The sequence below is a fragment of the Pseudomonas sp. BF-R-26 genome, assembly GCF_019947395.1.
GTDB lineage: Bacteria > Pseudomonadota > Gammaproteobacteria > Pseudomonadales > Pseudomonadaceae > Aquipseudomonas > Aquipseudomonas farris.
Map to the genome: position 1 here is coordinate 1 of NZ_JAGYGK010000024.1, position 25,238 is coordinate 25,238.

20 protein-coding genes and 1 tRNA gene are annotated in these 25,238 nt (G+C 58.2%); 4 read left to right on the forward strand and 17 right to left on the reverse strand.

Annotated features, from left to right (window positions below; genetic code table 11):
- Positions 1-232: 232 nt before the first annotated feature.
- The 10 genes from KGB18_RS27570 to KGB18_RS27615 all read right to left on the reverse strand — a co-directional run bounded on the left by KGB18_RS27570 (position 233) and on the right by KGB18_RS27615 (position 11,206).
- Positions 233-2,065 carry a S9 family peptidase gene (locus KGB18_RS27570; protein WP_123719586.1) on the reverse strand — a complete coding sequence of 611 codons (1,833 nt, stop codon included), beginning with the start codon at positions 2,063-2,065 and terminating at the stop codon, positions 233-235.
- Positions 2,031-3,206, reverse strand: a complete 1,176-nt coding sequence (pqqE, locus tag KGB18_RS27575) for a pyrroloquinoline quinone biosynthesis protein PqqE (protein ID WP_223570817.1) — start codon at positions 3,204-3,206, stop codon at positions 2,031-2,033. The genes KGB18_RS27570 and pqqE overlap by 35 nt, the downstream gene beginning before the upstream one ends.
- A complete protein-coding gene (pqqD, locus tag KGB18_RS27580) occupies positions 3,178-3,453 on the reverse strand; it encodes a pyrroloquinoline quinone biosynthesis peptide chaperone PqqD (protein WP_052967135.1) in 276 nt (91 codons plus the stop codon). The genes pqqE and pqqD overlap by 29 nt, the downstream gene beginning before the upstream one ends.
- Positions 3,450-4,202: a pyrroloquinoline-quinone synthase PqqC gene (gene pqqC, locus KGB18_RS27585; protein ID WP_063342344.1), complete on the reverse strand. Its 753-nt coding sequence runs from the start codon at positions 4,200-4,202 to the stop codon at positions 3,450-3,452. Before pqqC ends, pqqD begins: the two co-directional genes overlap by 4 nt.
- A gap of 127 nt (positions 4,203-4,329) precedes the next feature.
- Positions 4,330-5,241 (reverse strand): pyrroloquinoline quinone biosynthesis protein PqqB, encoded by a 912-nt coding sequence (gene pqqB / locus KGB18_RS27590; RefSeq protein WP_123719585.1) that lies wholly within the window; start codon positions 5,239-5,241, stop codon positions 4,330-4,332.
- Positions 5,242-5,325: 84 nt separating this feature from the next.
- The gene (pqqA, locus tag KGB18_RS27595; RefSeq protein WP_009045898.1) at positions 5,326-5,400 is read right to left on the reverse strand and encodes a pyrroloquinoline quinone precursor peptide PqqA; all 75 of its coding nucleotides are present in this window, start codon (positions 5,398-5,400) and stop codon (positions 5,326-5,328) included.
- A gap of 156 nt (positions 5,401-5,556) precedes the next feature.
- Positions 5,557-7,995, reverse strand: a complete 2,439-nt coding sequence (pqqF, locus tag KGB18_RS27600; RefSeq protein ID WP_223570818.1) for a pyrroloquinoline quinone biosynthesis protein PqqF — start codon at positions 7,993-7,995, stop codon at positions 5,557-5,559.
- 38 nt (positions 7,996-8,033) lie between these two features.
- Positions 8,034-8,828, reverse strand: coding sequence for a carbon-nitrogen hydrolase family protein (locus tag KGB18_RS27605; RefSeq protein ID WP_223570819.1), 795 nt, complete (start codon positions 8,826-8,828; stop codon positions 8,034-8,036).
- 12 nt (positions 8,829-8,840) lie between these two features.
- Entirely contained in the window at positions 8,841-10,523 is a 1,683-nt protein-coding gene (locus tag KGB18_RS27610; protein ID WP_095052657.1) for a flavin monoamine oxidase family protein, read from the reverse strand.
- 221 nt (positions 10,524-10,744) lie between these two features.
- Positions 10,745-11,206, reverse strand: coding sequence for an Lrp/AsnC family transcriptional regulator (locus tag KGB18_RS27615; protein ID WP_007980298.1), 462 nt, complete (start codon positions 11,204-11,206; stop codon positions 10,745-10,747).
- A 256-nt stretch (positions 11,207-11,462) separates the two neighbouring features.
- Between KGB18_RS27615 and KGB18_RS27620 the strand changes: the two genes are divergently transcribed.
- The gene (locus tag KGB18_RS27620; RefSeq protein ID WP_123719734.1) at positions 11,463-12,110 is read left to right on the forward strand and encodes a peptidase M41; all 648 of its coding nucleotides are present in this window, start codon (positions 11,463-11,465) and stop codon (positions 12,108-12,110) included.
- Positions 12,111-12,129: 19 nt separating this feature from the next.
- On the opposite strand, the gene KGB18_RS27625 is transcribed toward KGB18_RS27620, so the two are convergent.
- On the reverse strand, positions 12,130-12,921 hold the full coding sequence (locus KGB18_RS27625; RefSeq protein WP_123719581.1) for a helix-turn-helix domain-containing protein: 792 nt from the start codon (positions 12,919-12,921) through the stop codon (positions 12,130-12,132).
- A gap of 139 nt (positions 12,922-13,060) precedes the next feature.
- Between KGB18_RS27625 and KGB18_RS27630 the strand changes: the two genes are divergently transcribed.
- Together KGB18_RS27630 and KGB18_RS27635 are read left to right on the forward strand one after the other, a co-directional pair.
- Complete coding sequence (locus KGB18_RS27630; RefSeq protein WP_223570820.1) at positions 13,061-14,164, forward strand: polyamine ABC transporter substrate-binding protein; 1,104 nt, start codon at positions 13,061-13,063, stop codon at positions 14,162-14,164.
- Positions 14,165-14,504: 340 nt separating this feature from the next.
- Positions 14,505-14,750: a hypothetical protein gene (locus KGB18_RS27635; protein WP_123719579.1), complete on the forward strand. Its 246-nt coding sequence runs from the start codon at positions 14,505-14,507 to the stop codon at positions 14,748-14,750.
- Between the two features lie 123 nt (positions 14,751-14,873).
- On the opposite strand, the gene KGB18_RS27640 is transcribed toward KGB18_RS27635, so the two are convergent.
- From KGB18_RS27640 to rpsU, 5 genes are all read right to left on the reverse strand, one after another.
- Positions 14,874-14,950: transfer RNA gene (locus tag KGB18_RS27640), tRNA-Ile, on the reverse strand.
- Between the two features lie 15 nt (positions 14,951-14,965).
- Positions 14,966-18,712: a bifunctional diguanylate cyclase/phosphodiesterase gene (locus KGB18_RS27645; protein WP_123719578.1), complete on the reverse strand. Its 3,747-nt coding sequence runs from the start codon at positions 18,710-18,712 to the stop codon at positions 14,966-14,968.
- Between the two features lie 122 nt (positions 18,713-18,834).
- Positions 18,835-20,682, reverse strand: a complete 1,848-nt coding sequence (rpoD, locus tag KGB18_RS27650; protein ID WP_123719577.1) for an RNA polymerase sigma factor RpoD — start codon at positions 20,680-20,682, stop codon at positions 18,835-18,837.
- A 67-nt stretch (positions 20,683-20,749) separates the two neighbouring features.
- Positions 20,750-22,723, reverse strand: a complete 1,974-nt coding sequence (gene dnaG / locus KGB18_RS27655; RefSeq protein WP_123719576.1) for a DNA primase — start codon at positions 22,721-22,723, stop codon at positions 20,750-20,752.
- A 481-nt stretch (positions 22,724-23,204) separates the two neighbouring features.
- Positions 23,205-23,420: a 30S ribosomal protein S21 gene (gene rpsU / locus KGB18_RS27660; RefSeq protein WP_002551877.1), complete on the reverse strand. Its 216-nt coding sequence runs from the start codon at positions 23,418-23,420 to the stop codon at positions 23,205-23,207.
- A gap of 199 nt (positions 23,421-23,619) precedes the next feature.
- Here rpsU and tsaD point away from each other — a divergent pair, with 199 nt between their 5' ends.
- Entirely contained in the window at positions 23,620-24,645 is a 1,026-nt protein-coding gene (tsaD, locus tag KGB18_RS27665) for a tRNA (adenosine(37)-N6)-threonylcarbamoyltransferase complex transferase subunit TsaD (protein WP_052967150.1), read from the forward strand.
- Positions 24,646-24,668: 23 nt separating this feature from the next.
- Here the strand turns inward: tsaD and plsY are convergent, their stop codons facing one another.
- Positions 24,669-25,238, reverse strand: coding sequence for a glycerol-3-phosphate 1-O-acyltransferase PlsY (gene plsY / locus KGB18_RS27670; RefSeq protein WP_007904248.1), 570 nt, complete (start codon positions 25,236-25,238; stop codon positions 24,669-24,671).

Sequence of the window (25,238 nt, forward strand, 5' to 3'; positions counted from 1 at the left end):
GAAAGAACCCTTGGCCTAAACGGGTCGCGGTGTTCCTGTAGGGCATCGCATGGCCTAAAGCTGTGGGAGTTCAGCTGTCTATCAATATGCCTTCAAAATAAAGGTCATCAAGACAGTTGCTCCCACATTTGAGCTCTGGTGTTCACACATAATGTGTTCACAGAAGGTCCAGTGTGGGAGCGGGCTTGCTCGCGAATGGGGGCACCGCAAATACCTGCACTGAGCGCAGACTTCAGTCCGCTAACTCCATCACCCTTTGATAAAACAACCACTCCTGCTCCAGCGCATGGGCTTGATTGCCGGCCTTGCGAAAGCCATGGCGTTCGTCGGCGTAGTAATGCGCTTCGACCAGAATGCCGTTGTCCTGTAGCGCAGTGACCATGTCGCGGGTCTGTTGCGGCACCACCACGGCGTCCAGTTCACCCTGAAAGAAAATCACCGGAACGCTGATGTTGTTCGCGTGCAGCAATGGCGTGCGTGCGGCGTAGCGTTCGGCGTCCTGCACTGGGTCGCCGATCAACCAGTCCAGATAATCGCCTTCGAACTTGTGGGTGGCGCGGCCTAGCGCAACAGGATCGCTGACGCCATACAGGCTGGCACCCGCACGAAAGACCTTGTGAAAGGCCAGTGCGCACAACGTGGTGTAGCCACCGGCGCTGCCTCCACGGATAAACGCTTTGTCGCCGTCGATCAGTCCACGTTCGGCGAGGTAGGCCACCACCGCACAGGCATCTTCCACATCCACATCGCCCCAGCTCAAATGCAGCGCCTGGCGATAAGCGCGGCCATAGCCGCTGCTGCCTCGGTAGTTGAGGTCGGCCACGGCGAAGCCGCGTTGTGCCCAATACTGGATCCGCGGGTCGAGCATCGGGTAACAGGCCGAAGTCGGGCCGCCGTGAATGAACACCACCAACGGCGGTTTCGTGTCGCCGGTCATCGCCGGGTAGAAGAAACCGTGGGCCTCGCCCGAACCGCTTGGATAGCGCAGGGTTTGCGGGCGGCTGATCTGTTCGGCGGGCAGCGGTGCGATACCGCCGGCCAGAACGTTGACCTGGCGTGTTTCACGGTCGATGGCAATGATTGCCGACGAGCTGACCGGCGAAGCGGCGATGCAGTAGATGAACTGTTCATCCTGTGCGAGATGGCGGAAGCGGCTGTAGTCGGCCGTGAAATCGTCACAGGAGCCATCGCCATGACAAAGCCCCAGTCGACCAAACCCGCCCTCGGTCCAACTCGCCAGATAAGTGTCTTCGCCCAACGGCAGCCACGTGCAACCACCCAGTTGCCAAGGCGCCGGTCCATGGTCGGCGGCAGCGCTTGGGAGTGGGCTCAGACTGTTGTCCGATTCCACCCACGGCTGCCAGAAGCCGCCGCGATCCGTCAGACAAAACAGACGGCCGCGGTCATCGAATCGTGGTTGTTGCAGTGACTCCTGGGCACCGTCACCCGCCACACAGCGTGGTTGTGCAAAGGTGTGATCGTTCTGGCGTTCGGCAACCATCAGGCGAGTAGCGGTCCAGGGCTGATCCGGGCGATTCCACTCGATCCAGGCCAGACGTCGACCATCAGGACTCACGGTCGGTGCCGCATAGAAGTCGGCGCCTTCGGCCAGCAGATGACGTTGACCGGTAGCTAGATCGATAGCCACCAGGCGATGTCGATCGCGGTTCTCTTCCACCGCCAGCACTTGCCCGTTGGCGAAGTGCAAATCGCCGTAGCGGCATTCACTTGAAGTCAGCACCTCCGGCGCCTCACCCGTCAGTGATTGTCGGTACAGCTGCTGATCGGCCTCGTTGACGAAAACAAGCCCGTCATCGGTCAGACAAAACGCGCCGCCACCATATTCGTACACCCGGCTGCGCACACTGAAGGTGGGCGGCGTCAGGCAATGAGCCTGGCCGTCACGCCACTGCCAGATCCGGCAGGCGGCGTCCTCGGGGCGGTATTCGTTCCAGAACAGGCCATGTTGGCCGACCTGCAACTCGGCGAAGTCGATGCCGGCCGCGACAGCCCTGGCGGCGCTTAAGGGTTCAGCTTTTGGCGATGAGGCGTGAGTTTCGTTCATTGCGAAAGGCCAGTTGTTCAATGGTCTGGGTCGCGTGTTCGGCTTCTTCGCGGGCCTTGAGAATCACGCCGTGATGTTCCGACTTGCTGCACACCGGGTCGGCGTTGCTCGCGTCACCCGTGAGCATGAACGCCTGACAGCGGCAGCCGCCGAAATCCTTTTCTTTCTCGTCGCAGGAACGGCACGGCTCGGGCATCCAGTCGTAGCCGCGAAAGCGGTTGAAGCCGAACGAGTCGTACCAGATGTGCTGCATGCTGTGGTCGCGCACGTTGGGAAACTGCACCGGCATCTGTCGGGCGCCATGACAGGGCAGGGCAGTTCCGTCCGGCGTGACTGTCAGAAAAATGCTGCCCCAACCGTTCATGCAGGCTTTCGGGCGTTCTTCGTAATAGTCCGGCGTAACGAAAATCAGCTTGCACGGATGCCCTTTGGCTTCCAGTTTGGCGCGGTATTCGTTGGTGATGCGTTCGGCGCGAACCAATTGTTCTTTGGTCGGCAACAGGCCAACCCGATTGAGCTGGGCCCAGCCGTAGAACTGGCACGTCGCGAGTTCTACGAAGTCCGCTTCAAGGGCGATGCACAGCTCGATGATCCGGTCGATCTTGTCGATGTTGTGCCGATGGGTGACGAAGTTCAGCACCATCGGGTAGCCGTGAGCCTTCACCGCGCGGGCCATTTCGAGCTTTTGCGCGAAGGCCTTTTTTGAGCCGGCCAGCAGGTTGTTCACTTGCTCGTCGCTGGCCTGAAAACTGATCTGAATGTGGTCCAGGCCGGCCTTCTTGAAGTCGCTGATTTTCTGCTCGGTGAGGCCTATGCCGGAGGTGATCAGGTTGGTATAAAAACCCAGCTTGCGCGCCTCGGCGATCAGCTCGGCGAGGTCTTGGCGCACCAGCGGCTCACCGCCGGAAAAACCCAGCTGCGCCGCGCCCATCTCCCGGGCTTCGCGAAATACCTTGATCCACTGTTCGGTGGACAACTCTTTGCCCTGCTCGGCGAAATCCAGCGGATTGGAGCAGTACGGGCATTGCAGCGGGCAGCGATACGTCAGCTCGGCCAGCAACCACAGTGGCAGGCCGATTTCGGGCTTGGGCGGTAACTTGTCTGACACGGAATCAGGCAAGTTCGATCCAGTGCTGAGCACGGGCGACCTCCATGAATTGCTCGATGTCATCACCGAGCTCAGGCACGTCGGGAAACTGCGCGCCCAGTTCGGCGATGATCGCCGCGACATCCCGCTGACCATCAATCAAACCGCCTATCAGCGCAGCGCTGTCGTTGAGTTTGATCATGCCTTCCGGGTAGAGCAGCACATGGCCTTTTTGCGCCGGTTCGTACTGGAAACGGTAGCCGGTGCGCCATGTCGGGGTTTTGCTGCGATCGAAACTCATAAGGTGATTCCTTTATGCCAGACCCGCTGTTCGGTCACGCTGTGGTACGGCGGGCGGTTCAGTTCGTAGGCCATGCTCATGGCATCGAGCATGCTCCAAAGAATGTCCAGTTTGAACTGGAGAATTTCCAGCATGCGCTCCTGGCCTTCCCGCGTAGTGTAGTGCTGCAAAGTGATCGCCAGACCATGCTCCACATCCCGGCGAGCCTGGCCCAGACGCGTGCGAAAATATTCGTAACCGGCCGGGTCGATCCACGGGTAATGCTGCGGCCAGCTGTCGAGGCGTGATTGGTGGATTTGCGGCGCGAACAGCTCGGTCAGCGAACTGCTCGCAGCTTCCTGCCAACGGGCCCGACGGGCGAAGTTGACGTAGGCATCCACGGCGAACCGCACGCCAGGCAGCACCAATTCCTGAGAGCGCAGTTGATCCGGGTCGAGGCCGACCGCTTGGCCGAGGCGTAGCCAGGCTTCGATGCCGCCCTCTTCGCCGGGGGCGCCGTCGTGGTCCAGCAGGCGCTGAATCCACTCGCGACGAATCTCGCGGTCCGGGCAATTGGCCAGGATAGCGGCGTCCTTGAGTGGAATGTTCACTTGGTAATAGAAACGGTTGGCGACCCAGCCCTGGATCTGCTCGCGGGTCGCCCGGCCTTCATACATCGCCACGTGATACGGGTGATAGATGTGGTAATAGGCGCCCTTGGCGCGCAGGGCCGCTTCGAATTCGGCGGGGGACATTGCGGTGTCAGTCATTGCGGTTCTCCGGGGAATAACCGTTGGATTTGCGGCGTCTAATCTGGCGTCATCGCGGGCAAGCCACGCTCCCACAGGAACACGCGATCACTGTGGGAGCGAGGCTTGCCCGCGAAGGGGTCATCCGCTACAGCACAATACTCATGCCGTCATACGCCACTTCAACATTACGCCGCGCCAATTCAGCACGCTCCGGCGAATCTTCATCGAGAATCGGGTTGGTGTTGTTGATGTGGATAAGCACTTTGCGCTGTTTGGGCAGCTGCTCCAGCACTTCGAGCATGCCGCCGGGGCCGTTCTGCGCCAAGTGGCCCATCTCCCGGCCGGTACGCGTGCCGACGCCACGACGCTGCATTTCGTCGTCGTCCCACATCGTGCCATCCACCAACAGGCAATCGCTGCTGGCCATGATCTTCATCAGCGATACGTCGACCTTGCCCAGGCCCGGTGCATAGAACAGTTTGCCGCCGGTGCCCAGGTCTTCGACGATCAGGCCGATGTTGTCGCCGGGGTGCGGATCGAAGCGGTGCGGCGAGTATGGTGGGGCGGCGCTGCGCAAGGGAAATGGGGTGAAGCGCAGGTTCGGGCAAACCGGGACGGTAAAGCTCTGATCGAGCTCGATACGGTTCCAGTTCAACCCGCCGTTCCAGTGAGTCAGCATGGTGAACAGCGGAAAACCGGTGCTCAGGTCTTCGTGGACCATGTCGGTGCACCAGACCTGATGTGGGCACCCTTCGCGCAGGCTGAGCAGGCCGGTGGTGTGATCGATCTGGCTGTCCATCAGGATGATTGCGCTGATGCCGGTGTCACGCAGCGCGCGACCTGGCTGCATCGGCGCGAAGTTCTGGAGCTGGGCGCGGATGTCCGGCGAAGCATTGCACAGCACCCAGTTCACGCCGTCATCGGAAATCGCGATGGACGACTGGGTACGCGCCTCGGCCCGCAGGCTGCCGTCGCGAAAACCTGCGCAGTTCACGCAGTTGCAGTTCCACTGGGGGAAACCGCCGCCGGCGGCGGAACCTAGAATCTGGACAAACATGGCCGCTCCATCATTGAAAGCTGAAAATAAAAACGCCCCGGCGAGCCGAGGCGTAGCACTGCATTCTCTACCAGACGGCAGAGCTTAGCGGCTTGCGAAGTACATGGTGACTTCGAAGCCGATACGCAGGTCGGTGTAAGCAGGTTTGGACCAGGACATAGAAGCGCTCCTTCAGGTGGATGGGACAGTTGAGACCTATACATATAGTCCACCTCCAGCCGGAGATGTTCAGATAGTTAGGTGGCTATGTTACTCAAAATTACAGAGCGATTGGCCACGAATCTTTGAGAAAGCTAATTGCAGCACCGGTAATGATCATTTTGCCACTTGCCAAGGCGCCCCGGAACAAGGCCCGCTGGCCAGACAGCGCCATCCGCCGTCGGCCCGATTCAGTCGTTGTGCCGCCGCCAGCAAGGCTTCACGGTCGATCATCAGAATTGCCTGAGGCAGACGATTCAGGTAGTCAGACGAATGGCCGGCCAGTTTGCCTTGCCAGAGCAGTTCGGCGGCCTGGGCGTTGGGCAGGGCGGTGTTGTCGAATTGATCGGCCAGAGCTTGGCGCTGATCGATGTAGGTCGCGTCATCGATGCTTTCGATCATCCCTTCCAATTCGCTGAGGAACTGTTTGATGTGCTCCAGCAAATCCAGAGGCGCGACGCTCGGTGATTGCACGCCAAACAGCAGCCCGGCCTGACCGTTTAACTGGCGTAGTCCGCTGAAGACGGCATAACCGAGCTGCAGCTCCACCCGCAGGCGCTGGTAGAACGGCGTCTGGCATACGTGTGCGAGCAAACGCCAGGCGACCTCATCGGCGATGTCATGGGTTGCTGTCGGGCAGAAGAGTAGCAGCGCGTGTTCGCTGGAGCCGGTATCGACGAAGTTCCAGAGATGCTGCGAGCGAATCGACGGAGGCGGCGTCAGTTGACTGTCCGCAGTGCCGGGAATACGACTCAAGGCAAGCCCCATCGCCGCTTGTGTCTGGGCAGACAGGCCTGTCGCCAGGCCATCCCAGCGTGCGCTCGACCAGAGTTGCTGCAGGTCATCTGAGACTACGGTGTGCTCAAGGCATAGATCGGGCAGTGCCTTGAGCAATTGTCGAATCGGCATCAACGCAATGGACGCCGGCTCTTCCTGTGAGAGATCGGCATCAGGTTTTGTCAGTTCTTTCAGCGCATATTCGAGGACTGTCGGCATCGGTTCCTGCAGCCCCGTCATCTTCAGCAGCCATTCATTGCCCGAAGCGCTGAAGGAAAAGTCGACGCCGGCCTGACGCGCATCTTCGCGCAGCATTCGCAGGCGGCTCTCCAGATTCGACTGAAGGCGATCGTGAGGTGCGAACTCCAGACGCCAGCGCAGATAAACCGCACCTTCATCCGTGTTATCCGGCAGCGCCTGGCTGAATTGCATCGGCGATCGTTCGCGGCGACTGCGTGAGCGATCCTGGGCAAAAGTCCGCAGGCCGCGATGGGCGCTGGTCTGGCCGCGAATCAATCCGGCATTCGAGGGTGGAGTCTCGGCGCGCAAAAACGGGTTGGGGGTCGGCAGTTGCCACTGGCCGGTGAAGTTATCCACAGCGCCAATTTGTTTGAGGATTGCCTTGAGGGCGACAACGCCCTGTTCGAATAACTCGGGTTCAAGCCGTTCGCTGTCTCGTCGGGCCAGTTGCAAGGCACTGCTGACTTGCTGTTGGCGCTGCAGCAGAGCTGCATATTCTTCGCGCAATTCGGCCCAATCCTGATGGGAGGCAAAAAAGCCCAGCCAATCCAGGAGCCGTTCGCGGATCATGTTGTCCGGTTGCGGGGCGTGGGCGGGCCGTGTGAATTCGATGTGCAGCAAGGCTTGGCCGGCATAGTGATAGAGCGGCGCGGCTTTCAGGTTGTCCGCCAGCCCATGCTCTCGCAGCTGCGCCAACAGGCCACCGGGTTTTTCGGCGTTCAGCCAGTGGCACAGGAACGCCAGCGCTTCGGGCGATGAGTCGGGCAGTGCTTCGAAGGGGAACAGCAGATCCAGCCGACGATCTCCAGCCTGTTGATAACTATTGTCTGAAGAATCCATCAACAGGGTGGGCTTTGTCTGAGGGACTTTTTCGCCGGGGGTAATAGCAACGGCAAACGCCTGCGCCATCTCCTTCAACTCATCGAGACTCTGTGGCCCGGCCAGGCTCAGCGTCATCTGCCCGGTCTGGTAAAACCGCTGATAGAAGTCCTTCAACGCTTGTTGAAATTCGGGCTGCGGTACCGGCAGGCTGTAGCGGTTTCCAGCATGAAACGCCCGTAACGGATGAGCCGCCGAGAGCCCGTCAAACAAAGCAAATTGCTGCTGGGCCGTCGCATCCCGCGACCAGGCGACAAATTCGGCGTGCAGCACTTCCCGTTCCCGCCGCTGATCGTCCGGATTCATACGCGGATGAGCGAGCATGTCTGACAGACGCTCCAGGCCATCCCTAAACGCCTGAGGTGGCAGCTCGAAAAAGAAGTCCGTCGTGCGTTCGCTGGTTCGCGCATTCACCTGCCCGCCATGACTTTGTACGTAGGCCATCAGCCCTTGCTCTGCGGGAAAGCGCTCTGTACCCAGGAACAGCAAATGCTCAAGAAAGTGCGCCAGCCCCGGCCAGGCCAGTGGCACGTCATGACTGCCGGCAGCGACCCGCAACGCGGCGGCGCAGCGCTTCAAATCGGGAGCATGACGCAGCGTCACCCGCAGGCCGTTGGCGAGGGTTTCAGTATGAAGGCGAGGGTGATTCAGCGCAGGCATGAGCACTTCCAGAACAGAGAAGCGCTAATGCTAGCGGATTAGGCCTTGTTCAGCTCGCCGTATAGCTCGGGACGGCGATCGAGGAAGTAGCGATTGGCGGCGCGGGAATCGATCATCAGCTGACGATCCAGTTCACCGACAATCAGCGCTTCATCAAGTCCGGCCTGGGCGATGCTGCTGCCATCCGGCGCGGCGATGCTGCTTTGGCCGCAATACTGGATCTCGCCTTCGTGCCCGCAGTAGTTGGCGTAGGCCACATAACACTGGTTTTCGAAGGCCCGTGCGCGGACGGTGACGTCGGCGATGAAATCGTAGGGAATCATGTTCGCCGTTGGCACCAGAATCAGCTCGGCACCGGCCAAGGCCAGACGTCGGGCGTTTTCCGGGAACTCCAGGTCGTAGCAGATCAAAAAGCCAAGCTTCCAGCCGTTGAGTTCAACCAGCGGAAACTCATCCGGCCCGGCGCTGAACATCGAGTGATCGAGGTCGCCGAACAAGTGAGTCTTGCGGTAGTTGCACAACCGCTCGCCATTGGCGTCGATCAACTGCACGGCGTTGTAGATCTGCCCGTCTTCGGTGCGCTCCGGGTAGCCATACAAAATGGCGATCCCCGTCGTCTTGGCAATACGCGCGATTTGCTGTGCCGATTCACCGTTATGCACCTCCGCCAGCACACTGACCGCATCGATGCCGATGTTGTAGCCGGTCAGGAACATCTCTGGCAGTACCAGCAAGTCTGCGCCCTTGGCCTCCAGCGCCAGTTGATGCAAGCGTTGCAGATTACCTGCGACATCCAGGGGCAGCGGTGGACATTGGTAAAGGGCTACGCGCATTTCGGATTCCTCTTACTCGGGCAGGGCGATCGGACCGATCTCGTTGAACACATCTCCTGGACCCGGGTTTTCGGCGTGAGTTTCACCACCGAAGTGTTTCATGATCCCCCACACCGCGTTGAGCGACGTCTGCACCGCGCCTTCGACCCAGGCCGGCGTCCACGAAACGTCGTCGCCGGCGATGAAAATCCCGCGCTGCTCGGGTGGCATGTCGTCCTGCATGAAGTGCGCGTACATGCGCTGGTTGTAGCGGTAGTGGCCGGGCAGGGCGCCTTTGAAGGCCCCGAGGAAATGCGGGTCGGCTTCCCACGACACGGTGATCGGATCGCCGATGATCCGCGCGGCGATGTCGACTTTCGGGTAGATCTTCTTTAACGCGTCCAAGGCCAGCTTCACGCGTTTTTCCACCGGGTGCGGGAGCATTTTCAGCGCGTCGCTCATCCACGAGTACGACAGGCAGATGACACCGGGCTTGTCGTCGCCGTTGTCGAAGAGGTAGGTGCCGCGGGTCAGGCGATCGGTGAGGGTCATGCTCATCAGGTCGCGGCCGGTTTCCGGGTCCTTGTCCTTCCAGAATGGGCGATCGACCATCACGAAAGTCTTCGATGATTGCATGTAGCGGGTGCGGTCCAGGGCCATCCACATCTTTTGCGAGAACAGGCTTTCGTCGCATTCGATCTGGGTAGTCAGCAGCCAGCTCTGGCAGGTGGTTAGTACTGCCGCGTATTCACGTGTGTCGCCGTAGTTATCGGTAACGGTAAAACGCCCGTTCGGTGCATGGGCAATTTTTTTCACGCCGGAACGCGGCGCACCGCTGTGCAGCGAGCTGAGGCTGGTGCCTTCAGGCCAATGCACGCAACGCTCCGGCACATGGCGCCAGATGCCCAGCGGCACCTGCTCCACGCCGCCGACTACCAAGTGCTGGTGATCGTCGCAGTTGGTCATCACCACGCGGAAGATTTCCAGCATCGAGTTGGGGAAGTCCGAGTCCCAGCCGCCAGTACCGAAACCAACCTGGCCGAACACTTCACGATGATGGAACGAGAGCTTGGCGAAGGCTTCGGAGGTGGCGACGAAATCATAGAACGTGCGGTCGTCCCACAGCGGCACCAAGGTGTTCCATAGTTCCTTGAGGCGCGGCACGTCGCGGTCCCGGATCGCTTGCTGGATATCGGAGAACTGCGAGCCGGCTTCCAGAGCATCCGCCCAGGCGTCAGCGACTTCCTGGAACAGTGCAGGAAGATCCGCCAGTTTCTGTGCGTAATGAGTTTTGCCTTCCAGATCGATTACCGTGCTGCCCGACGCAGGCGTCAGCGGGTTCGGGAAGGGTTTGGTCTGGAGGCCGAGCTTGTCGACGTAGTGATAAAACGCGGTCGACGACACCGGGAAACGCATACCGCCGAGCTCGGCGATGATGCCTTCTGCGCCATTGAAGGCCTGGGAGCGCAGACGGCCGCCCATCTTCGAGGCTTCGTAGACGACGGGTTTGAGCCCCAGCTTCATCAATTCGTAGGCGGCCACCAGGCCTGCAATGCCAGCCCCGACAATCGCCACTTCGGCACCGTGATTGTGCGCCGGAATGCTGCCCAGCCCGGCCGGGTGTTCGATCCAGTCGTCGAAGGCGAAAGGAAAGTCCGGGCCGAAAACGGTGACCGGTTTTTTACCGTCTGCAGGATGGCGATTGTTCTTGTTCATGGCTGACCTTGCTGGCGACCTGACGCAGAGTGCGCGTCTGAGTATAGGAAAAGATGGCAGCCATTCTAGAGAGCGTAGAACACGTTAATAAGACGCAATGTGTCGTCATTGTGCTAGTTGTCTGATCAATATGACGATGAATTGCTACACACTGTCCAATGTGGGAGCGAGCCTGCTCGCGATGAGACCCAATCAGACAATGAAGAATTATCGGTTGAAACTCAAACCGGCTGCCCCCGATCAATCTTGCTACTCAAGATGATCGAAGTCGTCGTCTTCTCCACGCCATCCACACTGCCAATCTGATCCAGCAACTGATCAAGCTGCTCCGGCGAGTCGGTGCGCAACCACGCTACATAATCAAATTCACCACTCACCGCACACAATTGCTGAACCTGCGCCATGGCGCTAAGACGACGCAGCACTTCCTTGCCGGACCGCGGTTGCACGGTTATCCCGACGTACGCCTGCAATCCGCCATCCACCACGCGCTGCCCCAGGCGCACACCGTAACCGGTGATGACTTTGGCCTTTTCCAGCCGTGCCAGACGCGACGTCACCGTAGTGCGGGCGATACCCAGTTGCCGGGCAAGCATGGCCACGCTTTCGCGGGCATTGATCTGCAAGGCCGCGATCAATTGGCGGTCGATTTCGTCAAGAACGGGCGGGCGGGTGTCAGGCAAAGGGGCATCTCCAGCGGCACAGAGCAATGGGCAGGCATGTTACAGGCACATCCTGCGTGGTGCTCGTGGCGGTTGTTTGAACTGGCATCAGTTACGCGCAATCCCGCCCAGCAGTGTAGAGACGGCGGGTACGTTGTAATTGCCTAATACGGCTGGAGTAATGATGCGGAAAGGGTTCTACATCGATAGCATGGACACGAGCCGTTACTCTCATAGTCGAATACGCAACGGAGGGCTGTGACGGGAGATGATGGGAATGATGAAGAAGATGCCTCCCGCTATACGGGAACATGCATTGCAGATCGCGAATCACGAAATGGGGCACTACGTGGTTGCCCGAGCCTTGGGATTTGAAACGGGTGATGTGACCCTGAAAGTCACCATGGACTTGAGGCATCAGGCCGGAGCTTCCATCATCTTGACGCGGTCAATCTCCTCGATAGAAGAAATGAAGGAACACCTGGAAGGTCGGCTGATCGTCCTCTTTGCTGGCGCTATGAGTCAGACCTTACCTGCAAAGCATTCGGCCAGGAAACTTGTCGATAAATCGAAAGCGGCAGCCATCCTGAATGGAGAGCTTGGGGCGGAACAGGATTACGCAAAAGTAAGGGAGCTACGGCATTTGCTGCGAAATATCTCCTACCCCGATACGGATCCAGCGTCGTCCGAGCGCACAACTGCCGAGCTTAAAGAGATTACCGATCGCGTGTGGTTGCGGACCCAACAAATCGTAGAGGCGTTGGCCGATACGATTACCGAGTTGGGTGCGAGTCTGGTAGACGGCATGGTCATTGTGGAGCAGTGGGGGCGGCCGGCGGATACTTATGAAGTCGTGTTGACGGGGGAAATGCTCGAGCGGTTGCGGCCTGTGCAAGCCATTCCATCGTTGAGTGTTTGGGCCTGAAAAGTGCCAGACGCTGACTTCAATTTGCAGGGCAGATATCCTGTTTTGGCATAAAAAAACGAGCAAACAATTCGGGTTGTGATTTGATGTTTAATTTGGCGTAAATATTTCGGCGGTGGACTTTTATCGTTTCTGCCGACAGGGAGAGTTTTCCTGCTATCTCTTTGTTAGAGAAGCCGCTAAGTAATAATTTGAGGACGTCCTTTTCGCGCGTTGTTATTTGTGTGCCAAGCTGGAGAATCGATTCTGGCCATGGAGTTGGTTCAGGGGGGTATTTTTCTACGTCAATCTCAAAACTCATGCGTTGATGCATTAATGCAGTCACCCATGGTTTGATAATATCAAGTATTGTTATTTGCTCTTGATTGAAGCGGGCGTTACTACCAAAGGAAATGCATAGCGTTCTATCGGGGTCAAGCTGGACATTGTACTGTGCTTCATCTACAGAAATATACTGTGCGAAGTATTGATGATAGTACTCGGTTTCAAGGAAGTGCTCTGGTGCAATATCCAGCATATGAAAAAAACCGCTCTGCGGGTTTTCTCGATTAGCTATATAAAATGGATCCAGCATATAAAGTCCCTTCACGTAGCGATGAATGAACGCATCTATCTCTTCTGCATCTGCTACTTCAGGAAGGCTAACAACTTGCACTTGTTGATTGCTGAATATTAATACGACCCAGTTATCGATTTGCACATATTCATTTAACGTACGAATAAGTGAGCTCCAGAATTCTGGACGGTTCAACTGCATGATCAACTTTCCAATCGATCGGTGCCAAGCCAGGCTATGAAGGTCGAGTGGCATTTTCTACCCCTTTAGGGTTAGGGATTCGTAGGTCGCGGGTAAGTATTCGTAGGTATTTACTATTCGTCAATGCCGGGTATATTCACGATCAGGATTCACGATGGCCATGAGGGCATGTCGTCTTGACAAGGATAGTTGTATGAGCAAATCACCTTTGCGAACCATTTTTGCAGCCTCGCTTCTCTGTGCAGGGATCAGCACATCAGTGGGGGCTGTAGAGCCTGGGGTGTATCTGTACAACTGGTTCGGGTTTCTCGCACCGGAGACCCCAAAGGAGTTTGAGCAGGAAACCGGCACCAGCCTCCATATGGATGCGTTCGACAGTGCCGAAATCATGCAGAGTAAAGTGATGGCTGGGCGCACGGGGTACGACGTGGTTGTGGCTACCTCCAACGTGTTGCCAAGCCTGATCCAGGCGGGAGTACTTCAGCCGTTGGATCGTAATCAACTGAGTAATTTGTCACACATCGATCCTGATATCTTGTCCCAGGTTGCGGTCAATGACCCTGGTAATCGCTACGCTGTTCCCTATTTATGGGGTACCACCGGCATTGGCTATGACGTTGATAAAGTCAAAGCGGCATTGGGTGATAATGCTCCGGTGAATAGCTGGGACTTGATCTTCAAAGAAGAAAACATCAGCAAACTCAAGTCGTGCGGTGTGGCAATGCTAGATTCTCCAAGTGAGATCATTTCAATTGCTTTGCATTACCTTGGGCTCCCTAGCAACAGTAGGAACCCGGATGATTACCAGAAAGCTCAAGCCCTGTTGTTAAAAATCCGTCCCTACGTCCTCTATTTCGACTCATCCAGAATCGACTCTGACCTGGCTGATGGCAATATTTGTGCAGTTGTAGGTTGGGCCAATGGTGCCCTTGCTGCGCAGGCCATCAACGAGAAGGCTAATACTGGACGCAAGATTGCATACAGCCTTCCTCGCGAGGGAGCGTTGGTTTGGTCAGAAAATTTGGTTCTGTTAAAAGATGCTCCCCACCCAAAGGAAGGCATGGCATTTATTAATTATATGTTGCGACCAGAAATTATTGCCAAGAGCTCAAATCACACGTTGTATCCTAACGCTAATAAAGATGCCACAGAGTTTGTTGAGCAGAAGCTGCGCGACAATACTTGGATTTATCCAGACAAAAAGACCGTTGCTACACTTGTTCCACTTGAGTCGCTGCCATTGAAGTTGGAGCGAATCCGCACTCGGGTTTGGACCAAAGTGAAGAGTGGTACTTGATCTGGCTGGGTTGCTGTTTTTGTTGTTCTATGAGGATCTTTATTTTATGTGAGGGGGCTGTGGGGGCGGATAAATTAAAGGCGAAATTATATCAATTTGACCTTCAGGGTTCGGAGACGGATAAAGCGGACTCTTTCAAACCAACCGATACCCCCTGCGCCTAACGGTTCGGGGCCCTGAAGGGCGCCTGATAGGAAGGTTCTGTATATGCGAAATTGTGTGTTTTCTGCAATATCCCGCGTTTAATTGGAGCACTGGTAGTCACGTAAGGAGCAAGGCAGCCCTTATCAGCCGACTTAATTAGGGGTTGTCACAAGGATTCTAGGGAAGGAGAAAAATCATGTACCAAGGTGATTGCCAAAACTACTTGGGGTCGGACGAATACAAAGCCTACAAGGAGATTGAGGAGCAGATCGGCCACTGCACGCCCGAACAAGCCTGGGCCATGTATTACGTCTCGGTCGGGATGGTGCGTGAAAACATCGCCATGGCGGTGATGGAACACATCGCCAGGGGTAACAAGGCACTGCTGGTTGAGTTCCCCGAACTTGGACCGGCTGAAAAGGGAGTTCACCAATCGAGCTAAGGCGGATCACGCAAGCCTTTACATCGAAGGAGTCACCAGTCCTGGATCGCGCGGTGTCCATAGGACTGTATCAGCGGTGGCCACCCAGAAACACGAAAGCCGCGCAGTGCGCGGCTTTGAGTATGGTGGGCCCAGTAGGACTCGAACCTACGACCAAGGGATTATGAGTCCCCTGCTCTAACCAACTGAGCTATAGGCCCTCAGTAGGCCGCGGATTATAGCGATGGTTTCTCGGCTGTGCTATCCGAAAAATCCAATATGGCTGTACGAAGAAACGTCGCAGCGAATTCGTCGGGGGGAAGCGGCAGGCTGACGATGTAGCCCTGGATCTGTTCACAGCCCTCCGCAGTCAGGAATTGCTGCTGCGCCTGGGTTTCGACGCCCTCGGCGATGACCGTGAATTGCATGCTGCGGCCCAGGGCGATGATTGCGCGAACGATCGCCGCGTCGTGTGGGTCGTCCGGCAGTCCGCGGACGAAGGATTGGTCGATCTTGAGGGTGTCCAGCGGCAGGCGTTTGAGGTAGCTCAGGGACGAATAGCCGGTGCCGAAATCGTCGATTGCCAATTGCACGCCCAGGCGTTTGAGTTGATGCAGCACCGCCAGCGCCTCTTCGGCCTGGCTCATGATGAAGTTTTCAGTGATTTCCAGTTGCAGGAAGCCGGGTTTGAGGTGGTTGTCCTTGAGCAGCTGTTCGATCCGGCCAAGCAGGTTCGGCTGGCGCAGTTGCGCGCCCGCGAGGTTGACTGAGAGTGGGCCCAGGCACTCATAGACCTGATTCCACTCGTACATCTGTCGGCAGGCGGTCTCAAGTACCCAGTCGCCGATTTGCAGGATCATGCCGTTTTCTTCGGCCAGGGGAATGAAGTGCTCGGGAGGCACATCGCCGAAGGTTGGGTGATGCCAGCGAATCAGCGCTTCGGCGCCGACCACTCGATGATCGTCCAGACTGATTTTGGGCTGGTAGTACAAAAACAGCTCATTGCGCTCGATGGCGCGCCGCAGTTCATGTTCCAGCGCCACGCGCTCGCTGGCTTGGGCGGTGAGGTCGCGGGTGTAGCTTTCAACCCGGTTACGGCCCTTGGCCTTGGAGCGATACATCGCGGCATCGGCGTTCTTGACCAGGGTGGCAACGTCGCAGCCGTCCTTGGGGTACAGGCTGGTGCCGATGCTGGCGCTGATGAAAAACTCGTGCTCGCCGGCCTGGAAAGGGGCGGAGAAGCAATTGAGCAGCTTGGTGGCAATGTTGTCAGCATCGCTGGACTGTTGCAGGCCGGGGAGCAGGATGATGAATTCATCGCCACCCAGCCGCGCCACGGTATCGATATCGCGCAACTGCTCCTTGAGGCGCACGGCAATGCCTTTGAGCAGCAGGTCGCCAACCGGGTGGCCGAGGCTGTCGTTGATGTGTTTGAAGCGGTCTAGGTCGAGGAACAGCACCGCGCCCTGGCCACCGTTTTCCTGCTGGCTGTTCAGTGCGGTCAGCAGCCGACTCTCGAACAGCGTGCGGTTTGGCAGGCCCGTCAGCGGGTCGTGGTGCGCCTGGTAGTCGAGTTTGGCCTGCGCGTGCTTGAGGCTGGAAATGTCCGCGAACACCGCAACAAAGTGGGTGATGTGTTTATCCCGGTTGCGCACTGCGCTGATGGTCAGCCAGCTCGGGTAGAGCTCGCCATTCTTGCGCCGGTTGGAAATCTCGCCTTGCCAATGACCGTCGGCGGTCAATTGATGCCACATTGCCGCATAAAATGCGCTGTCGTGCAGGCCCGAGGCGAGCAGGCGAGGGGTGTGGCCCAGCGCTTCACTCTCGCTGTAGCCGGTAATTTCGGTGAACGCACGATTGACCGCGCTGATGTGCTGTTGGGTGTCGGTGATCAATACACCCTCGGCAGTGCTCTCGAACACCGTGGCGGCCTGTTGCAGTTTCTCCTGCATCAGGTGCCGCTCGGTAATGTCCCGGGCGATGGTCAGCATGCAGTCCTCATCGCCGATGGGCAACGGCCGGCTTGAAACCTCACAGAGCCGGATCTGCCCGTCTTTGCGGCGGATGTGGCAACTGAAGTCACGGACGAAACCGTCCCGGTGCAACAGCTCGAGCATCTGTTTGCGCTCGTTGAGATTGACCCAGATCCCCAGGTCCAGGGCCGACCGATCCACGGACATCGCACTATTGAAACCGGTAATACGGCTGAAGCCTTCGTTAACCTCCATCAGCAAACCGTCGCTCTGCCGGGACAGGAGCAAGCCGTCGGGAGACGCATGAAAGGCCTTGGCGAACTTCTCTTCGGAGGTTTGCAGTTGCTGCTGGGTTTCCTTGAGTTGGCTGATGTCCCGCACGACGACCACCAGGGCCGGGGTGGTATCGAGATCGAAAGGCTCGGCGGAAATCAGGCCGGTAAACACCTGGCCATTGCTGCGGCGAAAGGGCATCTCCAGGTTGCGGATGCTGCCGGCCTGCAAGCGCTGCAACAAACCCGGCCCCACGCCGGGTACTCCCCAGATGTTCAGGTCGGTGGCGGTCTGGCCTACGACCTCTTCGGCCTTGAGGCCGATCTGTTCTTCGAACGCTTCGTTGACCTCCAGCAGACAACCGTCGGAAAGCCGTGCGATCACCAGAATATCCGGGCATTGCTGGAACACCGAAGCGAACTTTTGTTCCGACAGGCGCAGCGCCTCTTCGGTGCGCTTGGCTTCGCTGATGTCGATCATCAGCCCGCGAAGTACCGGTTCATGGGCGTGCTCGATCAGGCTGACGATATCGCGGACCCAAAGGCAGCGGCCGTCGGCGGTGATGACCCGGTAATCGACGCTGTGATCGCGTCCGGCCGCCACTTCACGGTCGCAGAAGGTCTGGGCCCGGGTCAGATCCGCGGGGTGGATAATGTTGCGCCAGAAGCCCGGAATCAGCCAATGGGGCAGGGGATAACCAAGGAGATCCTGAGCGTGAGGTGACACGTAACTGTAGGTGTAATCGCTGATCCGGGCTTCCCAGGCGATAGCAGAAAGACTCTCCACCAGCCCGCGGTAATGGTATTCGCTGCTGCGCAGCTCCTGTTCCAGAGCGACCCGACGGGCAATTTCCGAACTGAGTCGGCGGTTGATCCGGATAACCACTGCCAGCACGATCATCAGAAACAGTAATCCTGGCAGGCCGTACATCAGCACATCGAGCCAGAACGTTCGATGGTCCAGAACGTTACCGACCCAATGTTCCTGGATGGCACTGATTTCACTCGGGGTCATGTCTGCCAGGACTTTATCGAGGATGCTGACCAGCAGCTTGTTGTTCGGGGGCACGGCCATCGCCAATTGGTAGCGATAGGGTGTTTCACCGCTGACGTAGAGCCCGTCGAGCTTGAGCTGGCGCAGGCTCCAGACGCTGGATGCGAGATCGCCCACGACGGCGTCCACGGCGTCGGTAGCCAGTGCCTGCAGCGCCGAGCTGACATTGGGCATCGCTACCAGATTCAGGTCGGGATGGTGGGTGCGCAATAGCTCATGGGGGGCATAGTTTTCCACCACAGCGATCTTCAGCCCGTACAGGTCTTCGATTTTGCGCGGTTGGGCACCTCCGACGTGAGCCAGAATGACAATCGGAAAGTCGAGATAGGGGCGTGTGAACGACAGATACGTCTGGCGCTCGGGAGTCGACATGATGCCTGGCAAGATGTCTAGCTTGCCTTGTTTGGCCTGCTGCAAGACTTCAGTCCAGCTGACCGGCTCGATGGGCGTGAGTTTGATGGCCAGCCGTTGACGGATGACGTTGATGTAGTCCGCTGCCAGGCCCTGATAACGCCCGTGTTCGTCGCGAAATTCAAACGGAGGCCAGGACGCGTCCACGCCCAGGCGCAATTCCGGGTGAGCCGTCAGCCAGCTACGTTCTTCGTCGGTAAGAGTCAACGCGCCAGCCGTTGCGGTCCAGGTCATCAGCGACAGCAAAAAAAGCACGGTCGGCCATCTGGGCATAACGGTCTCGTTACGGCTGGGGGGAATGTTTCGAGTGTAGACGGGCTATTCGGCGGGGGGGATGTACGGGGAATTTAATCTGTATAAAGCAAAACCCCCGGCCTGGGCCGGGGGTTCTGTGATCACTCGTCGAGGAAGGAGCGCAAATGCTCGCTTCTCGTCGGGTGGCGCAGCTTGCGCAGCGCCTTGGCTTCGATCTGACGAATCCGTTCACGGGTCACGTCGAACTGCTTACCAACCTCCTCGAGGGTGTGGTCGGTATTCATGTCGATACCGAAGCGCATGCGCAGAACCTTGGCTTCACGGGCAGTGAGGCCGGACAGGACTTCGCGAGTCGCTTCTTTAAGGCTCTCAACAGTGGCGACATCGATTGGCGACTGCATGGTCGAGTCTTCGATGAAGTCACCCAGATGAGAATCTTCGTCATCACCGATCGGGGTTTCCATGGAGATCGGTTCTTTAGCGATCTTCAATACCTTGCGGATCTTGTCCTCAGGCATTTCCATGCGTTCGCCCAGCTCTTCCGGGGTCGGTTCGCGACCCATTTCCTGCAGCATCTGCCGGGAAATACGGTTGAGCTTGTTGATCGTCTCGATCATGTGCACCGGAATACGGATGGTGCGGGCCTGGTCGGCGATCGAGCGAGTGATCGCCTGACGGATCCACCAGGTGGCATAAGTCGAGAATTTGTAGCCGCGGCGGTATTCGAACTTGTCTACCGCTTTCATCAGACCGATGTTGCCTTCCTGGATCAGATCGAGGAATTGCAGGCCACGGTTGGTGTACTTCTTGGCGATGGAGATCACCAGACGCAAGTTCGCTTCAACCATCTCTTTCTTCGCGCGGCGGGCCTTGGCCTCACCGATCGACATGCGACGGTTGATGTCCTTGATCTCGGCGATCGTCAAACCGGTTTCGGTTTCCAGCGCGGTCAGCTTCTGCTGGCAACGAATGATGTCCGGTTGCAGGCGACCAATGGCTTCAGCGTATTTGCTTTTGCCTTTGGCCAGTGCATCGGTCCAGCTTTCGTCGACTTCGTTGCCCGGGAACTGGCGCAGGAAGTCGGCACGCGGCATACGGGCATCACGAACGCACAGTTGCATGATCGCGCGCTCTTGCTGACGCAGACGATCCAGGGCACTGCGAACACGCTCGACCAGGCCTTCGAATTGCTTCGGCACCAGTTTGATCGGCATGAACAGCTCAGCCAGGGCGATCAGCTCGGCGATTGCCAGCTTGTTGCCACGACCGTGCTTTTTCAGGGCCTTGCGGGTGATTTCCATCTGATCGGCGACAGCACCAAAGCGCTGTGCGGCGATGACCGGATCTGGACCGCTTTCGGCTTCTTCTTCGTCGTCGGTCGCTTCGGCGTCATCGTCGTCGGTGTCGTCATCCGCTTTCACGGCTTTCGGGTCGACAGGCGGTGGCACTTCGGCTGCAGGCGGCGCAATGCCGTCGTCCGGGTCGATATAACCGCTCAGGACGTCGGACAGGCGGCCACCTTCGGTGGTGACGCGAGTGTACTCGGAGAGAATATGGTCAACCGTGCCAGGGAAGTGCGCGATTGCGCCCATCACTTCGCGGATGCCCTCTTCAATACGTTTGGCGATTTCGATTTCGCCTTCACGTGTGAGGAGCTCTACCGTACCCATTTCACGCATGTACATGCGCACTGGGTCGGTGGTGCGACCAATGTCGGTCTCGACCGCTGCCAACGCTGCTGCTGCCTCTTCGGCCGCGGCTTCGTCGGTATCGGCGTCGGCCAGCATAAGGGAATCCTTATCTGGCGCAACCTCGAATACGTTGATCCCCATGTCATTAATCATGCGGATGATGTCTTCCACCTGTTCCGGATCTGAAATATCCTCCGGCAGGTGGTCGTTGACCTCCGCGTAAGTCAGGTAGCCCTGCTCACGACCAAGTGTGATCAACTCTTTGATACGAGACTGCTGTTGCGCTTTTCCGGACATAACACCCTATCCACTGAAGGTCTTGGCGGGCAAAAAACAAGCCGAGGATTATACCTGAGCTATGACCTCACGCGCCAGTTGAGGTCGGGCTTGATGCGGAAACATTGCGACTTAAAAGGTCGCGCAGTTGATTTTTCTCTTCGGTGCTCAATTCACTTTGACGTGCTTTTCGAAGAAGTTGTTCCAGGTTTCGCTCGCGTTGGCGGGCTGACAAGCTAGTAATGGTGTCGAAAAACTGTTGTTCAAGGTTATCTCCATCAATCAGCCATTCCTTTTCTGCCAGCGCTTTGAGCAGTCGGCCTTGTTCGGTGCCGTGCCAACGCGCAATCAGTTGAAATGAGTTTAGCTTGGGATTCTTCTGTACGGCTTCGAGCAGGGCGACCAACAGTTGCGTGTTGGTATGGTCCTCGGCAGCGAAGTGCCCGGCATCCTCGACTTTCTCAGCCAGTTGCGGGTGATGCAGCAGCGTGCGCAAGGCGGCCAGGGTGGGCGGCTCTACAGCGGCCGGCACCCGTGGTGCGCGCGGTTGATCGCGATCGCCGCCACGTTTGCCATTTTTGTCCCACGGCTTCTTGTCCCATTTCTTGCCGCCTGCACCAGGCTTTTTCGGCGTCCATTCCTGCTGCGGCGCGTACATCTCTTGCGCCTGCGGCTGATGGTAGTCGCTGTAATCCGGCATGGCGTCGTAATCGATGCCCGGATCGTAAGCGGGTGGCGCTTCCTGAGGCTGAGGTGTGCTTTGCACCAGTTGGCTCACGGCTTCACCGCTAAGCCCGGTAATTTCACTCAGGCGCTGGCGCATCAGTATGCGCAGGTTGGCGCCCGGGACTTTATCGATCAGCGGCGCGGCGAGGGTAGCCATGTGGGCCTTGCCTTCGAGGGAGCGCGGGTCCGATTCTTCGGTCAGCTGTTGAAAAAAGTAATCGGCCAGCGGCTGGGCGTGCTGATTGATTCGCGCGCGGAAGGCGTCAGTGCCCTCGGAGCGGACCAGGGTATCCGGGTCCTCGCCCTCAGGCAGGAACAGAAAGCGCGCCCGGCGCCCGTCCTGCAGACATGGCAGGGTTGCCTCCAGCGCCCGCCATGCGGCATTTCGGCCCGCCTGGTCGCCGTCGAAGCAGAACAGCACGCTGGGCACGACGCGAAACAGGCGCTTCATGTGCTCTTCGCTGGTGGCGGTGCCCAGAGTTGCGACGGCGTTGCGCAGGCCTTGCTGGGCGAGGGCGATGACGTCCATATAGCCTTCGACGACGATGATTTCGTCGAGGTTGCGGTTGTTCTTGCGTGCTTCATAAAGGCCGTAGAGTTCCTGGCCTTTATGGAAGACCGGGGTTTCCGGTGAGTTCAGGTATTTCGGCTTGTCGTCGCCCAACACCCGGCCGCCGAAGGCGATGATGCGCCCGCGACTGTCACGGATCGGGAACATCACGCGATCGCGGAAGCGGTCATAGCGCTTGCCGGTTTCGGCGTTCTCGATCAGCAGGCCGGCGTCGATCATGGCCTTTTGCTGCAGGGTATCGCTGCTCAGGTGCTTGTACAGATTGTCCCAGCCAGGTGGGGCAAAACCGAGCCCGAAATCCCGAGCGATTTCTCCCGTTAGTCCACGACCCTTCAAGTAATCCACGGCAGCTTTGCGCGACGGATGGCTTTTCAGGGCTTGACGATAAAAATCGGCGGCGGCGGTGAGCAGTGGATACAGCGGCGAGTCGGTGGGCTGCCGCGGTTTGTGCGGTCGGCCACTTTCTTCGCGGGGAATTTCCATGCCGGCGGCTTTGGCCAGTTCTTCGACAGCCTGGACGAAATCCAGGTTGTCATGGTCCATCATGAAGCCGAGGGCGTTACCGCCAGCGCCGCAGCCGAAGCAGTAATAGAACTGTTTGTCGGGGCTGACGCTGAAGGAGGGGGTTTTCTCTTTGTGAAACGGGCAGCAGGCAGTGTAGTTCTTGCCGGCTTTTTTCATTTGCAGGCGCGAGCTGACCACGTCGACGATGTCGGTGCGGTTCAGAAGGTCGTCAATGAAGCTCTGGGGAATTAGCCCGGCCATGGCGTTCTCGTCATCTGCGCTGAAATGGACCCAAAACGAAGGGCGGCCGAACGCGGGTCGTTGTTTGAGGCGCGCAGGGTGTGCGGCTCGACCTGTGTCGTCTGCGTATCGCTGTCGGGAAGTGTATCTGCCGAAAATCCACTGACGTTAGTACCAATCAGTATTCGACTATTTGAAAGTGTTTCGCTGAATCCGGCGACGGCCAGTCGTTGGCCTCGGATAGCTCATAAGCGGGCACGCAAGAAGGTGCCTTGGGCTGATCGTCGTGAGAGGAATCAGTGGGTGTGCTCGTCAGTAGCCTTGGAAGGCTCGTCAGAAAAGACGTGCACCGCTGGCAAAAGAGCCAGGTCTGACGCTGTGAAGCAGATTTGTCTCGGTCGCGTCTGCGGCTTCGACGGTGAAGCATCAAGCGTTTTCCGCAAATGCCATTAGCCCGGCTGAGGGCCGGGCTTGGCAGAAGCTTGCTACGATCGTCTGTGTATTAGTACAGACGAACGGCGCGGCGCTGTTCGCGCTGAACTTTCTTGGCGTGACGCTTAACAGCGGCTGCTGCTTTACGCTTACGCTCAGAAGTTGGCTTCTCGTAAAATTCGCGGCTACGAACTTCAGCCAGTACACCGGCTTTTTCGCAGGAGCGCTTGAAACGACGCAGAGCTACGTCGAAGGGTTCGTTCTCTTTTACTTTGACGGCTGGCATCCAGAGCTACCTTCATTCATTACCGGGGTCAACATCCTCGCGGCAAAAGAGCACTTGAAGACGTCGGTTTTTAAGGGTTGCGGATGTTAACCCCTCATCGCTCGGAATGCAAAGCCTCTGATCGAAAACCGCTGGTCGGGGCATCACGCGAAGACTATTATGCGCGCCTTCGAATTCAGCCTCTACAAGGCGCAAACCCATGCTAGTACTGGGATTAGAAACCTCTTGCGACGAAACCGGTGTCGCACTTTACGACAGTGAACGCGGGTTGTTGGCCGACGCGTTGTTCAGTCAGATCGATCTGCATCGTGCCTATGGCGGCGTGGTGCCGGAGCTGGCGTCGCGTGATCACGTCAAACGCATGCTGCCCTTGATTCGTCAGGTCCTGGCCGAGGCCGGCTGTGTGCCGACCGAGATCGACGCCATCGCTTATACCGCGGGCCCTGGTCTGGTCGGAGCCTTGCTGGTGGGGGCTTCGTGCGCCCAGGCGCTGGCCTTTGCCTGGGGCATTCCGGCCTTGGGTGTGCACCACATGGAAGGTCACTTGCTGGCGCCGATGCTGGAGTCGCAACCTCCGGAGTTCCCGTTCGTCGCTTTGTTGGTGTCGGGTGGTCATACGCAGCTGGTTCAGGTCGACGGGATCGGTCAGTACACGCTCCTGGGCGAGACTCTCGACGATGCTGCCGGCGAAGCATTCGATAAAACCGCGAAGATGATGGGCCTGAATTATCCGGGCGGTCCGGAGATTGCTCGTCTGGCGGAGCAGGGCGTTGCGGGGCGTTTCACTTTTCCGCGCCCAATGTGTGATCGTCCAGGCTTGGCTTTCAGCTTCAGCGGGCTGAAAACCTTTGCGCTGAACACCTGGCAGCAGAGCGTCAGCGCCGGGGACGACAGCGAGCAAGCCCGTTGCGACATCTCGCTGGCGTTCCAGCAGGCCGTGGTGGAGACTTTGACCATCAAGTGCAAGCGTGCCCTCAAACAGGCGGGTCTCAAGCGTCTGGTGATCGCAGGGGGCGTCAGCGCCAATAAAGCGCTGCGGGCTTCACTGGAGAAAATGCTCGGCGACATGAAGGGCGATGTATTTTATGCCCGTCCGGAGTTCTGCACCGATAATGGCGCGATGATTGCGTTTGCCGGCTGCCAGCGCTTGCAGGCCGGCCAGCATGAAAGCCTGGCAATCAGCGTGCAGGCGCGCTGGCCGATGGAGCAACTGTCGGCGCTGTGATGAGCGGTGCTCACGTGCGGTATTTAAAAATGCCGTTCGCGCCCGGCAAACAGGTCGCGTAGATTGCCGCGATGACGCCAGACGATCAGGCCCGTGAGCGCGCTCATGGGTAGCAGTGCCGCCGGTTCTTGCCAGGCAAGCAACGGCAGGGTCAGCGGTGTGGCAATCAGGGCTGCGAGTGAGCTGGTGCGGGTCAGGTAGAACGTCAGCAGCCAAGCGCAGACCGCCAGCAGCGCGGCAGGCGGGTAGAGCCCCAGCAGCATGCCAGCTGCGGTGGCGACGCCCTTGCCACCGCGAAAGCGGAAGTACAGCGGAAACAGGTGGCCGATAACGGCACAGACGCCGATCCAGGCCTGTTCTTGCAGTGAAAGGCCTATAGCACCCGCGATCAATACGGGCAGCAGGCCTTTGTTCAGGTCGCCGAGCAAGGTCAGGATGGCGAGTTTCTTGCCGGCCAGACGCAACATATTGGTGGCACCGGCATTGCCCGAGCCACTCATTCGCGGATCGGGGTTACCGGTCAGGCGGCTGAGCAAAATGGCGAAGGACAGAGAGCCGAGCAGGTAGGCGAGGATCGCCAGTAACCAAAACAT